Origin of the sequence: Paracoccus xiamenensis, from assembly GCF_011308835.1 — a bacterium.
GTDB lineage: Bacteria > Pseudomonadota > Alphaproteobacteria > Rhodobacterales > Rhodobacteraceae > Paracoccus > Paracoccus xiamenensis.
The window spans coordinates 138,681-151,794 of sequence record NZ_JAAOHY010000003.1 but is presented as its reverse complement, the minus strand read 5'-3'; the positions used below and the strand labels follow the sequence as shown (position 1 = coordinate 151,794).

Annotated in this window: 13 protein-coding genes; 4 read left to right on the top strand and 9 right to left on the bottom strand. The window is 63.7% G+C overall.

Annotation, left to right across the window (positions count from 1 at the left end; genetic code table 11):
• Together G7044_RS09160 and G7044_RS09155 are read left to right on the top strand one after the other, a co-directional pair.
• Complete coding sequence (locus G7044_RS09160; RefSeq protein ID WP_166328163.1) at positions 1-648, top strand: isochorismatase family protein; 648 nt, start codon at positions 1-3, stop codon at positions 646-648.
• Positions 645-1,418: an SDR family oxidoreductase gene (locus G7044_RS09155; protein ID WP_166328161.1), complete on the top strand. Its 774-nt coding sequence runs from the start codon at positions 645-647 to the stop codon at positions 1,416-1,418. Before G7044_RS09160 ends, G7044_RS09155 begins: the two co-directional genes overlap by 4 nt.
• Here G7044_RS09155 and G7044_RS09150 read toward each other — a convergent pair.
• From G7044_RS09150 to G7044_RS09140, 3 genes are read right to left on the bottom strand one after another with little or no spacing between them, the layout of a single operon-like run.
• Positions 1,385-2,020: a 4'-phosphopantetheinyl transferase family protein gene (locus G7044_RS09150; RefSeq protein WP_166328159.1), complete on the bottom strand. Its 636-nt coding sequence runs from the start codon at positions 2,018-2,020 to the stop codon at positions 1,385-1,387. The two genes, G7044_RS09155 and G7044_RS09150, sit on opposite strands and share 34 nt — an antisense overlap.
• 53 nt (positions 2,021-2,073) lie before the next feature.
• Positions 2,074-2,316, bottom strand: coding sequence for a phosphopantetheine-binding protein (locus tag G7044_RS09145; protein ID WP_166328157.1), 243 nt, complete (start codon positions 2,314-2,316; stop codon positions 2,074-2,076).
• On the bottom strand, positions 2,313-3,929 hold the full coding sequence (locus tag G7044_RS09140) for a (2,3-dihydroxybenzoyl)adenylate synthase (protein ID WP_328803834.1): 1,617 nt from the start codon (positions 3,927-3,929) through the stop codon (positions 2,313-2,315). Before G7044_RS09140 ends, G7044_RS09145 begins: the two co-directional genes overlap by 4 nt.
• Positions 3,930-4,091: 162 nt before the next feature.
• On the opposite strand from G7044_RS09140, the gene G7044_RS09135 reads away from it, so the two are divergent.
• Positions 4,092-5,423, top strand: coding sequence for a condensation domain-containing protein (locus tag G7044_RS09135; protein ID WP_166328153.1), 1,332 nt, complete (start codon positions 4,092-4,094; stop codon positions 5,421-5,423).
• A gap of 67 nt (positions 5,424-5,490) precedes the next feature.
• On the opposite strand, the gene G7044_RS09130 is transcribed toward G7044_RS09135, so the two are convergent.
• A complete protein-coding gene (locus tag G7044_RS09130) occupies positions 5,491-6,822 on the bottom strand; it encodes a hypothetical protein (RefSeq protein ID WP_166328151.1) in 1,332 nt (443 codons plus the stop codon).
• 55 nt (positions 6,823-6,877) lie between these two features.
• Here G7044_RS09130 and G7044_RS09125 point away from each other — a divergent pair, with 55 nt between their 5' ends.
• The gene (locus G7044_RS09125) at positions 6,878-7,612 is read left to right on the top strand and encodes a hypothetical protein (RefSeq protein WP_166328149.1); all 735 of its coding nucleotides are present in this window, start codon (positions 6,878-6,880) and stop codon (positions 7,610-7,612) included.
• A gap of 68 nt (positions 7,613-7,680) precedes the next feature.
• Here G7044_RS09125 and G7044_RS09120 read toward each other — a convergent pair whose 3' ends face one another.
• The 5 genes from G7044_RS09120 to G7044_RS09100 all read right to left on the bottom strand — a co-directional run bounded on the left by G7044_RS09120 (position 7,681) and on the right by G7044_RS09100 (position 13,016).
• Positions 7,681-8,778, bottom strand: a complete 1,098-nt coding sequence (locus G7044_RS09120) for an ABC transporter ATP-binding protein (RefSeq protein WP_166328147.1) — start codon at positions 8,776-8,778, stop codon at positions 7,681-7,683.
• A gap of 64 nt (positions 8,779-8,842) precedes the next feature.
• A complete protein-coding gene (locus G7044_RS09115) occupies positions 8,843-10,060 on the bottom strand; it encodes an extracellular solute-binding protein (protein WP_328803833.1) in 1,218 nt (405 codons plus the stop codon).
• Between the two features lie 27 nt (positions 10,061-10,087).
• On the bottom strand, positions 10,088-10,960 hold the full coding sequence (locus tag G7044_RS09110; protein ID WP_235931230.1) for a carbohydrate ABC transporter permease: 873 nt from the start codon (positions 10,958-10,960) through the stop codon (positions 10,088-10,090).
• A gap of 10 nt (positions 10,961-10,970) precedes the next feature.
• Entirely contained in the window at positions 10,971-11,855 is an 885-nt protein-coding gene (locus G7044_RS09105; RefSeq protein WP_166328145.1) for a carbohydrate ABC transporter permease, read from the bottom strand.
• A gap of 3 nt (positions 11,856-11,858) precedes the next feature.
• Positions 11,859-13,016 (bottom strand): Gfo/Idh/MocA family protein, encoded by a 1,158-nt coding sequence (locus G7044_RS09100; protein WP_166328143.1) that lies wholly within the window; start codon positions 13,014-13,016, stop codon positions 11,859-11,861.
• Positions 13,017-13,114 lie beyond the last annotated feature (98 nt).

Below are 13,114 nucleotides of genomic sequence, written 5' to 3'. Positions count from 1 at the left end.
ATGGCCCTTCCGACCATCCCCGCCTATCCCTTGCCCCTCGCCGCCGAGATCGCCGCCCCGCGCGCGCCATGGCAGCCCGAACCGGCGCGGATGGCGCTGCTGATCCATGACATGCAGCGCTATTTCTGCGCCCCTTACGGTGACGGTGACTTGCCGCTGGGGCAGGTGATCCGCAACATCGCCGCGATTGCCGGGGCGGCGCGGGCGGCCGGCATTCCGGTCTTCTACACCGCCCAGAAGGGCAACCAGTTCCGGCCTGATCGCGGGCTTCAGGCCGATCTTTGGGGGCCGGGCATGCGCGCCATCCCCGAACACGAAGAGATCGTGCCGGCACTGACCCCGCAGCCCGATGACGAGGTGCTGGTCAAGCATCGCTACAGTGCGTTTCAGCGCTCGAACCTGGCCGAGTTGATGCGCGCGCGCGGTCGCGATCAACTGGTGATTACCGGGATCTACGCGCATATCGGCTGCCTCGCCACCGCAGTCGAGGCGTTTCAGCGCGACATCCAGCCCTTCCCGGTCTTTGACGCACAGGCCGATTTCGACCGCGCCCGTCAGGATATGGCGATGGACTGGATTGCGGCATGCTGCGGGGTGCCGCTGGGAACGGATGCGCTGTTGCAGGTGATCCGTGGGACGCCGGCATGAGGCTGACCGGATTTGACGGCGCCAGCGCCTTCGTGACCGGCGCGGCGGGCGGGATTGGTCGGGCGCTGGTGGCGGAACTGGTCGCTGCCGGCGCCCGCGTCATGGCCACCGATACCGAAGCCGCGCTGGCAGCCATGGATGTAGGCCCCGAGGGCGTCGTCTGGCGCGGGCTCGATGTCCGCGACGCCGCCCGCGCCGCTGAGCTGGCGGCCGAGGCCGCATCGCTGCACGGCCCGCTGTCGCTGGGCGTCCACGCGGCAGGCATTCTCGCCGTGACGCCGGTGCTGGAGATGGCGGCCGAGGAATGGCAGCGCCTGATCGACATCAATGCCGGCGGCACGCTGAACATGCTTCAGTCTTTCGGGCAGGCCATGCGGCCGCAGCGGCGCGGGGCGATCGTGGTTATCGGCTCCAATGCTGGCGGGGTGCCGAGGCTGGGGATCGGCGCCTACGGGGCGTCGAAAGCTGCTGCCGCCATGCTGACCCGAGCCGCCGGGCTGGAACTGGCAACCGAAGGGATCCGCTGCAATCTGGTGGCGCCGGGCTCCACGCTCACGCCGATGCAGACGGGGATGTGGGCCGATCCGCAGGCCGGCGCGGCCGAGGTGATTGCCGGTGATGCGGCGCAGTTCCGCACCGGCATTCCTCTGGGCAAGCTGGCGACGCCGCAGGATATCGCGCAGGCGGCGATGTTCCTGCTGTCCGATCAGGCGGGCCACGTCACCATGGCGGACCTTTACGTCGATGGCGGCGCGACGCTGCGGGCCTGAGGCAGCGCCGGCGCGGACAGGGCGGTCAACACCTGGCCGTCCGTCTCGGTCCAGCGAAAGCGAAAGATCGCGCCCGCCGCCCAAGGGCCGAGCGCGTGGCGCAGGCGCATCTGACCCGTGCCTTCGCCGATGGACAGAAGTGCAGCAGCATCGAAGCCGAAGATCCGCCCGACACGCGGATACAGTGCCTTGAACAGTGATTCCTTGGCTGAAAAGGCCAGTGTGAGCGTCGGCGCGTCCGGCACCGCCCCCAACCGCGCCATCTCGTCAGGGCCAAGCACAAGCGCTGCGATCCCGTCGTGCGGCGCGATGGTTTCTAGGTCGATCCCTAACCCGGCGTGATCCGATGCGCTGCCCACCAGTGCGACCGCGCGACCACCCGAATGGCTGATCGCGCCGACCACATCTGCAGGCCACATCGGTGCGCCGTCCGTTCCTCGCCCAATTTCGGGTGCGTGGCCGGTCAGCGCCCGCAAGGCGCGCGATGCGGCCAACCGGCCCGCCAGATGATCGCGGGCGCGGCGCTGCCGCGCGCCGGGCGCAGGCTTTCCCGCACCCGGCGGATCGGCCGACACCTCGGCATGACACGCACGGGCCAGCACTGCGTTCTGCAGGCACGGCCATGCCTCACGCGGTGGGCGCGGCGCAGACAGATTCACGCGGCGACGGGGCGGCGGCTCTCGATCAGGGTCCACCAGGCGTTGGGGGTGGGCAGGCGGATCAGATCCTCGAAGCTGACGGTGATGCCGTGGGTCTTCAGCAGGCTGGCGAATTCCATCACCCGGATCGAATCGAGCCCGAACAGGACCAGACTTTCATCGGGGCCAACCTCGTCGTCATCTTCGACCATCAGGGCGATCTGGGCGTCCAGCCAGGCGCGGTCCAGCGATTGGGTCATGTCAGGGCTCCTTCATTGTGGTCTTCTTCGGTCAGCAGGGCGCGCAGCCGGCGCTTGTCGGTCTTGCCGATGGGTGTAAGGGGCAGCGCGTCGAGGCTGCGGAAATGGTCGGGCAGCTTATAGCTGGCCAGCCCCAAGCCGCTGAGATGGCGGCGCAGCGCCGTGGGTTTCAGCGGCTCGGCGCTGACGATGAAGGCCACGCTGCGCTCGCCCATGGTGGCGTCGGGCAGGGCGATCAGCGCAGCCTGCCGGATGGCGGGATGGCGCAGCAGCAGGGCCTCGACCTCCTCGGCGGCGATCTTCTCGCCACCGCGATTGATCTGGTCCTTGATCCGCCCGACGACGCGCAGATAGCCGTCGGGGCGCCGGACCACCAAATCGCCCGAATGGTAGAACCCATCCGCATCAAAGGCCTGTACGTTATGCGCCGGGCTGCGATAGTAGCCCCGGAAGGTATAGGGGCCGCGCACCGCCAATGCGCCGGGTTGGCCATCGGGGGCGGGCTGGCCCGTTTCGGGATCCAGGACGCGGATCTCGTCATCGGGGCTGATCGGGCGGCCCTGGGTGGTGAAGGTTGTATCAGGATCGTCGCCGAGGCGGGTATAGTTCACCAGCCCCTCGGCCATGCCAAAGACCTGTTGCAGCGCCGCGCCCAGTACCGGCGGGACGCGTGCGGCAGTGGTGGGGGCAAAGCTTGCGCCGCCGACCAGCAGCTGCCGCAGCGGCGCAGGCGCGCCATGGCTTTCGGCATGGGTCAGCCAAAGCTGCACCGCCGAGGGCACCAACGCCGCGAGGTCGATCCGGTACCGGGCAATCAACTCGAAACAGGCGGCGGGTTCCGGGCTGGGCGCCATGACAATGCAGCCGCCGGCGTGAAACACCCCCAGAATACCGGGCGAGCTGAGGGTAAAGTTATGCGCCGCCGGCAGCGCACACAGAAAGCGCGTCTGGGGCGTCAGGCCGCAGATCTCGGCGCTGGCGCGGATGCTGTAGTCATAATCGTTATGTGTGCGCGGGATCAGCTTGGGCGTGCCGGTGCTGCCGCCGGAAAGCTGGAAAAAGGCGACCTCGTCGGGCGCGGTCGGTGTCGCCGGCTGTGCGGGTTCGGTTGTGTCAGTCAGCCAGTCGGCCAGCGTCTCGCCGCGCAGGATCACCTGCGCCGGACGGATCCCTTGGGCGTCAATGGCGGTCAGAAAACGATCATCGGCAAACAGTTCGTGGCCGCGGTCGCCGATCAGCAAAGCAGGACGCAACTGGTCGATATAGCTGGTCATTTCCAGCTGGCGATGGCTGAAAATGGCGTTCACGGGCGCGATTCCGGCGCGCAGCAGGGCGTGGAAGACGATGACGAATTCGGTGCAATTGGGCAGCTGTACCACCGCCCGGTCGCCCGGACCAAACCCTTGCTGCCGCAGCCGGTCGGCCATGGCGGCAGCCTGACGCGCGACTTCGGCATAGGTCAGCTGGTGCGGACCGTCGATCATGGCAATTGCCTCGGGGCGGGCGGCGGCCTGCGTATCCAGCGCGCGGGTCAGCGGCTGGTCGATCCAATAGCCGCGCGCACGGTAATGGGCCGCCAGCTGTGGCGGGAATGGGGTGAATTCGATTGGCACGAAGTCCTCAAGGCATTGTTGCAAAATCTTGCCGGTGCGGTCTGGCGGGGCAGGCATCGAATTGACTGGCGCAAATAACTGAGTAATTTTCTAGGCAATTGTCAAGCAAGGTAGGCAGATTGGCGCCGAGCGCGCCCACCTCCGCAGAACAGGCTATTGGAAATGCGTGAAGAACAAGTTGACTGGCACCCGCTGACCGCGGGGCAGATGGATTTCTGGGAAGAATTTGTTTTTCACCCCGATCAGCCCGTTTCCACCGTCGCCCATTGTCTGGAATTACAGGGCCAGCTGGACGAAGGCGCACTGATCGCCGCGCTGGATCAGACCGTGGCCGAGGCCGATACGCTGGCGCTGCGCTTTGAAGAGGCCGCGGATGGCAGCGTCCGGCAATGCGTCGATCCGGCACGCATTCCGCTGTTGGCATGCCATGACCTGCGCAGCGCGGCTGACCCATGGGCCGAGGCGCGCCGGATCATGCGCGCAGATATCGATGCCGTGCTGGACCTGCGCCGCCAGCCGCTGGCAGCGCAGATGCTGCTGCGGCTGGGCGATGACCGCTGGCTTTGGTATTTTCGCGGCCATCACATGATCCTTGACGGTTTCGGGATGTCGCTGATTGAGGGGCGCGTCGCCCGGCTGTATGCGGCAGCCATCGGCGGCGACGATCCCGGCGCTCCGTTCGGCCGGCTGTCGGCGTTTCTGGCTGAAGATGCGGAATATCACGCCGGCGCCGCCTGCGCGAAGGACCGCGCCTATTGGCAGGAGCAGCTTTTTCCGTTGCGCGCCGATCTGCCGGTATTGCGCAAGGGGGCCGAGGATTATGGCATTCCGCCCATGCGCGCCGCCTTCATTCCCGGCGCGGAATTTGAAGGCAATCTTCAGGCGGCAGCGGCACTGCTGCGGCTGAATTGGGCCGATACGCTGACGCTGCTTTCGGCCGCCTGGCTGGCGCTGCACGATCCCGACCGCGCGGCATCGCAGACGCCGCTGCCGATCTGGCTGCCCTATATGAGCCGTATGGGCAGTGTCAGCGCCAATATTCCAGCGATGGTGGTGAACATCCTGCCTTTGATTGTGACCCCGCAACCGGATGAGCCGCTGGAGGCGCTGCTGGCACGACTGGCCAAGGATCTGCGCCGCCACCGCCGGCATGGCCGTTACCGGATCGAGGAAATGGCCCGCGATTGCGGGCTGGGCGCCGGCCACCGCTTCCATTTTACGCCGCTGATCAACGTGATGCCCTTCGCGTCGCCGCGCTTTCCGGGTCTGGTCGCAACGCGCCATGTACTGGCGGCGGGTCCGGGGGATGGGTTCAATATCTCGTTCCTGGCGGACGGGATGGGCGGCGGCATCAGCGCTGCGATCGAGGCCGACCCCGCGACCCAGTCTCGCGACAGCTTTCCCGCCCGCGCGACCGGGTTCGAGGCATGGATGCGCCAGACCGTCCGGGCACTGGCGGCCGATCACCCGACCGATCTGGAGGGCGCTGCCTGACGCCGCGCCGCGGATCTTGAAAGGTCAGGCGTGCGAAAAAACTCCCCGCGCGCCGGCGTCAACCGGATCAGCGTCGGCGCAAAATCTTTCCGACGGCCCTGATCGGCGCAGAGATCCGCCATGACGTGCTGTTAGCGAAGTCGTTGACCTGCTTTTCCAGTTTGCGTTGCCGGGTGCCGGCTTCGGCCAGCTGCGTTTGCAGCTTGCGGTTCTCGGTCTCCAGCTCGACCTTGCGGGCGGCGATGCTGCGCAGTTCAGCCATATCCGAGGTGGAGGATTCCACAACCAGCGCCAGCCCGGCCAGCTCTTGCGTCATGCGTCCGACGGCGTGGCTGCTTTTCAGCAGTTCGGCTTCCTTGATCCGCAACTGGGCGATGACGGCCTGCGCCTCTTTCACCGTTTCGTCCCGCTCGGCGGTTGCCTGATCCGTCTGGCCGCGCAGGGCGTCAATCGCGTCGAGAAGGCGGATGACGGTTGCGGGTACGTCGATCCCGCCAGCCGCCTTGTCGCCCAGCTTTTCGATTCTGGCGCGTGCCGATTGCACGGTCGCGGTATCCAGCTGGGCGGGCAGTGCGTTAATGGCGCGATTGGCATCGCTGAGCTTGGCGGATTGTTCCAGCAGACGCTCTGTCTGCTTCTTGTTGGTATCCTCAAGTTGCGTTTGCCGCTTGCGAGAACTGGCCAGCATTTCCTTGTGGTTATCAGTGTCGGCCTGGTTCTTGCGGCGCTCTGCCCCGATCAGGCTATAGGCGCGCCCCAAGCTGCGCAGCATCCCCAATTGGCTGTTGGCGGCTTGCAGGGGTTGGATATCATCGGCGGTCGGAAAGACGACCAGACCCACGCCGTCGGCTATGGTCAGGTGCGGTTGGGTCAGCCGGATATTGACCGCCAGCTGTTTTCCCTCGGGCGTGCGGTCGCCACCGTGCAGGCCCATTATTGCGCCTTGGCTGGATACGCGGGCAAGGGGCTCTCCCTGTATGACAGTAATCAAGGGGGCAGTGAGTGGCAGGTCGATCAGGATGAGATTGAAGATATTGTCTGGCAGGTTTTCCAGTTCCGCCTTCAGCCTGTTCGCCTGGCCTTCACTGTCCGCCTGTACTTCGCTGTCGGGCTCGGCGTCATCCTCTGCTGTTGCCGGGTCCAATTGGATCGTGGCGACCGGGGTTCTGTCGTCCAGTGTGTTCGGCAAGGCGCGCAGCAATTGCGGCAGCGCAGAATCCGCTTCGCATATCGCCAGTACATTCGCCGGCTCTAACTGATGCAGCAGCGTGAACAGCAGCGGCGCATGATGCAGCCACGGACCGACATCCCCGTCGGGCAGATTCCAGTTCAGGAAATCCGGATCAACCGCACGCGCGCCGGCACCAAGCGAGTGAGCAAGTGGATTTTCCTGGGCCATGGCGCTGCTTCCGATTACTGCTTGTTGTTCTTGTCGGTGACGCGGTGAGCAGATCATGGTCGGCGTCCCACGCGATGAAGGTTCTGCTTGCGTATACTCTGGGTTACATGCCAAATCCAGTATTCGCCGCAACCCGGCGGTTCTAGGAGGAGGAACCGTAATTCGGATGGAGAAAGCTGACTGGCTCGCGCCGACCATGCCAGTCGAAGAGAATAATCTTCTGACCGAATGTTACCGGAATGCGGATGTCATTGTTGAATATGGCTCCGGCAGCAGCACGGCCCAGGCATCTGCACTGCCCAGCAAGCTGATCTTCAGCGTCGAAAGCGATCAGGACTGGGCGCTGCGTCTTCAGCAGGAGATTTATGCTCGCAAGCTTCCCTCGCCGGCCGTCGTCTATCATGTCGATGTCGGCCCGACGGGAAAATGGGGGCGGCCGCTGGATGCGGCCAATTGGCGGCAGTTCAGCCGCTATGCAACCGCGATCTGGTCAGAGCCGCATTTCCGCCACCCCGACGTGGTACTGATCGACGGCAGGCTGCGGCTTGGTTGTCTTGCAGCGGTGGCTCTGGGCATTCGCCGCAAGACGGTGGTGCTGTTCGACGACTATACCAGTCGTCCCGTCTACGCGCGCAATAACGCCATCGCCGAGCCGGACCTGATCGCCGGACGCATGGCCAGGTTCACGCTGGAACCGGGGATGATCGATCATCAGAACTTCAGCGCCGTCATCAGCATGTTCAGCATGATGAGCACCGTGGCCGAAACCGATCACAAATTTTACAACTGACCGCGCCGGGCCGGGGTGACCATTCCCGCCCCGGCGCAGTGTTGTCAGGATCAGCCTGACCAGCGGCTTCAGCTGAAGCTGCCAGTCCGTTCCAGTGCCTGGCCGTCGGCGTCGAACAGGTGGCAGTCGGCGGCGCGGAAGCTGACCTCGACGGGCTTGTCATCCGCCGCCGTCTGCGTGCCGGGCAGCACGAAGCAGAATGTCTCCTCGCGATCGGGCAGGGGGGCATAACCGATGGTTTGCGCGCCCAGCTGTTCGACAACATTGGGCGTGACGGTCATGTTGGCCTCGCCCCGGCCGATCTGGATATGTTCGGGCCGGATCCCCAGCGTCAGGGGGGCACCTTCCACGGCCTTGTGGCCTGCGACGGGGATCAGCAGGCGCTGACCCTGAAAGTCCACTTCGACCCCTTCGGCCGAGACCTTGGTGCCGGTGACCGGCAACATGTTCATGCGCGGATTGCCGATAAAGCCTGCAACAAAGGTGTTTTGGGGCTTGTGATACAGTTCCAGCGGCGCGCCCACCTGCGCGATATAGCCGGCGTTCAGCACCACAATCCGGTCGGCCATGGTCATCGCCTCGACCTGGTCGTGGGTCACATAGATCATCGTCGCGCCCAGCTGCTTGTGCAGGCGCGTCAGCTCGATACGCATGTCGGCGCGCAAAGCCGCGTCAAGGTTCGACAGCGGTTCGTCGAACAGGAAAATCTCGGGATCGCGAACGATGGCGCGGCCGATGGCGACGCGCTGGCGCTGCCCGCCCGACAGCATCCCCGGCTTCTGTTCCAACCGCTGATCGAGATGCAGGATCTTTGCCGCTTCCTCGACCTTGTCGCGGATGGTGGCCTCGGGTGCTCGCTCCACCCGCAGCGGGAAGGCGATGTTTTCATAGACCGACATATGCGGGTAGAGCGCATAGCTCTGGAACACCATCGCAATGCCGCGCTTGACCGGGGCGAGATCGTTCACCCGCTTGCCATCGATGACGATGTCGCCACCGCTGGTATGTTCCAGCCCCGCAATCATGCGCAGCAGCGTGGACTTGCCGCAGCCCGAGGGGCCGACGAAGACCATGAATTCGCCGTCTTCGACCTCGAGCGAGACGCTTTTGACAACCTCGATGGTGCCGAATTTTTTCACGATGTTCTTAAGCGTCAGCTGGCCCAAGCTATTTTCCTTCCATGTCGCTACCAATGGCCCGACCGCAGATGCGACCGGGCCGTAGGTTGCCTTACTTATATTCTTCCAGCGCGCCGGCCGCCTTGGTCAGCGCTTCCTGCGGTTCGGCCGAGCCGGTGACGACGGATTGCACCATCTCGATCATCACGTTCTGCAGACCTTTGTAGTCGGTAAACAGCGGCTCGGGGCCGCCGAATTCGATACCGTCCACGAAGGGCTTCCAGTAAGGCGCGTCGGCCAGCAGCTTGTCGACCGCAGGGCCGGGGCGCAGCGGCGTCAGGCCGGCGGCGCCAGCGGCTTCGTATTCTTCCTGGATCTTCGGCTGAGTGATGTATTTGGCAAATTCGATTGCCTTGTCCTCGACGCCCGAATCCTTGAACACGGCCAGGCTGTCGGTGATCATCAGCGTGCCCTTGCCCTTGGCGTCGGGACCAAGCGGCAGATCGGCGACGCCCCAGTTGATATCGGTGTCATTGGCAAGGAACGCGGTGCTGACAGCGGCCTGCAACATGCCGACCTGACCGTCGAGGAAGATCGCCCGCATCTCGTTCTGTTCGTAAGCCGTGGGGCCTTCGACCGAATAGGGGGTGATGTCCTTATAGGCCTGAAGCGCGGCCAGTACCTGCGGGTTGTCGATTGCGATATTGCCTTCGGCATCGGTGATCTTGCCGTCATTCGTGTACACCCAATGCAGGAACTGGTGCATGGTGTTATCGAAGGTCTTGGCCGACAGACCATAGCCGGCCTTGCCGGTCTTTTCCTTGATGGTCTTGGCGAATTCGATTTCTTCGGCCCAGGTGGTCGGCGGCTTTTCCGGGTCAAGGCCGGCTTCGGTGAACAGGTCCTTGTTCCAGTACAGCGCCTTGGTCGAAAACGCGATCGGCACGCCCCACTGCGTGTCGTCGAAGGTCACGGTGTCGACGATATTCGGATAGTAGCTGGCCTTTTCCTCGTCCGTCATGGGCACCGGCACGATCAGGTCGCTCAGCGCGAATTCCTTCAGCGTGCGAGAGCCGACATAGGCGATGGCGGCGGGGCTTCCGGCCGCGGCCAGCGTGGTGGCCTTGTCCTGGCACTGCGCCCAGCCGACGACCTCGGGCTTGACCTGATCGTCGGGATTGGCGGCGTTCCATTCAGCGATGTATTTTTCATGCGCCGCGTCCAGCCGGTCGCCGCAATAGATCCAGCTGATATCGGCGGCCATTGCCGGCAGAGCGGTGGTGCCGGCCAAAGCCAGCCCGATCAGACTACGTTTGAGGTTGTTATTCACGTTGCAGACTCCCGGTTGGTTAGTGGTTTATTGTTTCACCGCGCCTGCGGTCAGCCCGCCGACGAGATAGCGTTGCAGGAAGAAGATGATGACCAGAGCGGGCAGAATGCCCACGAAGCTGGCGGCCATCAGCTCGTTCCAGACGACGTCTTGCTTGCCGAAGAAGGCGTAAAGCCCGATCGGCAGCGGCATGTATTCGGTCTTGGAGTTGAAGGTCAGCGCAAAGATGAACTGCTGCGAATAGGCGCCGATGAAGGTGACGATGGCGACAACGATGATGCCCGGGCGCGCAATCGGCAGGATCACCCGGCGGAAGGTGTAGAACTGGCTGGCACCGTCCATATAGGCCGCCTCGTTCAGCTCGGGCGGGATGCGCATCATATAGGTGCGCAGCAGCCAGATCGCCGAGGGGATCAGGAAGGCCGCGCCCGGAACGATCATCGCCCAATAGGTGTTCAGCAGCCCCAGCGTCCGCATCAGCCGGAACAGCGGGATCAGCAGCACCGCGCCCGAGAACATGCTGACCGCCAGAAAGGCCGCCAGAACCAGCCCCATGCCGCGAAAGCGGAAGCGCGCGAAGGCATAGGAGGCCGGCACCACCAACAGCAGCACGATCACCGTGGCCACGGTCGAGATCAGGAAGGAGTTGAAAATATAGCGCGCAAATCCCGGCACGGTTTCCCACATCGAGAAATAGGCCGCGAATGACCCGTTTTCCGGCCAGAACCGGTAGGGCGAGGAAAACAGCTGCGACAGCGGCTTCAGGCTGACCAGGAAACCTTCAATGAAGGGGGACAGCAGGAAGAACAGGAAGGCAAAGATGCCGCAGTAGATCAGTGCGATCTCCCACCAGCGATAGCGGTCGATCATGGGGGTGTTGTCGTTGCGGAACATGGCCATAATCGCCCCCTTATGCTTTCTCGGTGGCGTGCAGGCGCCGGGTGATGCGGAAATAAGCGATGCAGAACAGCGACAGGAAGATGCAGATCACCACCGCACGCGCCGCGCCCTCGCCGTACTTCTTGGATCCGATGGCGACCTGATAGGTGTCGATGATCATGGTCGTGGTCTGCCCCGAAGGACCGCCCTGGGTGAGGATCCAGATGATGTCGAAACTGTTGAACGTGGCGATCAGCGACAGCATCGACATGGTGATGATCGCAGGCGACATCAGCGGCAGGGTGATGCGGCGAAAGCGCGTCCAGCGGCTGGCGCCATCGGTCCAGGCGGCCTCGTAAAGATCCTTGGGGATCGCCTGCATGGCGGCCAGGAAGTAGATGGTCACCATCGGCACCCCGATCCAGACATCGGTCACGATCGTGGCCCAGAAGGCGGTGTTGCCATAGGCCAGGAAGGCGACCGGCCCATCGGTCAGGCCAAAGCGTTGCAGCAGGCCTGAAATCATCCCGAACTGGCCGTTATACATCCAGCCCCACATGAAGATGCCGATGGCCATGGGCACGATCCATGGCGGCATGGTCAGGATGCGGAACAGGTTGCGCCCCGGCACTGCCGCGTTCAGCAGCACGGCGCCGCACATCCCGATGACCATTTTCAGCAGGACCGAGAAGAAGGTCCAGATGAAGGTCCGCCCGATGACAGTCAGAAAGGTCTCGTTGAAGATCTTCTCGTAGTTTCGCCAGCCGACGTAATTGGTGATCTTACGCAGCGAGGCGTCCGTGAACGATAGCCGGAAGGTCTCGAACAGAGGCCAAGCGACGATGATCAGCACATACAGGATCGCCGGCGCCAACAGCGCCCAGGCGAAGATCATGGCGGATCGGGAAGTGGTCATTGCTCAGGCAGCCTTTCGGATCAGGGCGTTGTCGTAGCGGTCCCAGATCGGGCTCATGTCGATGACCCGACCGCTGCGGCGGGCCTCGTCCATGGTCAGCGCCAGCAGGCCGGCTTCCAGCGCTTGCAGGGTCGACACGGGCAGGGGGCCGTCCTTCATCACATGGTCGACCACCTCGGCCGCCATCTGTTCGTCGGCGCCGTAATGCTGGGACAGGGCAGTCGCTTCATAGCGGCGTTCGTCGATGCGTTTTTCCGACAGTACGTCGGTGACGTTCAGGAAGCCGCGGATAAAATCGCCCTCAGCCTGGCCGCGGGTGCCGAAGACGGCAAAGCGGCGGAACTGGTCGGGGGCGTTCAGGTTGGTGTGGAAGTTCATGCCGACGCCGTTCTCATATTCGACGATGGCCACTTGATAGTCGATGATGTCGGCATCGGTGTCGAAGACCTTGTCCGACCCGTTCCAGCCCGAGGGCTTGCGGTGATACAGGCTCATATCGTTGATGCCGTCGCGGCGCGGATCATTGGCCGGCACGAAGGTCTTGCGCCCGCCGAAGCTGGCCACGCGGTGGGGCCGCGCGCCGATCAGACCGTTATACAGGTCCAGGTCGTGGCAGCATTTTTCCAACATGAAGCTGCCGGACCATTTTTCATAACGCCGCCAGTCGCGCATGAAAAACGCGCCGTGATAGGGGAAGATATGCTCTGCCGCCTCGACCGAGACGATCTGGCCCAGCTGCCCCGAATCGCGCGCGGCCAGCAGGTCGCGGTAAAGCGGCGCATAGCGCAGCACCAGCCCGACCAACAGCCGGTCATGTCCGTAACGGCCCATCAGCTCCGCCAGTGCATAGGTCTGTTCGATGCTGGCGACGATTGGTTTTTCCGAAAAGATCTTCGCGCCCGCTTCCAGACCCATGCGGATATGGTCCAGGTGCAGGTGGTTGGGCGAGCCGATCATCAGCAGATCGAAGCCACCGGCCTTGATCAGTGCCTCGGGCGAATCGTGGCTGATGCCGGGCGAGATGCCATGTTCCTGAAGTGTCGCCAGTCCGGCGGGGGCAGGATCGTAATAGCCCACGATCTGAAAATCAGGGTCCATCTCGGTGAAAACATGACCCAGATAACCCAGCCGGTACCCAAGCCCGATAATGGCGACCTTCATTCAGAGCCTCCCACCCCAAAGAAATTCATTTTCACTAGACTGACCGTTTTACCCGGTCTCGTCAAGATTTTCTGCGCATTGACGCAAGGTTTGATGTA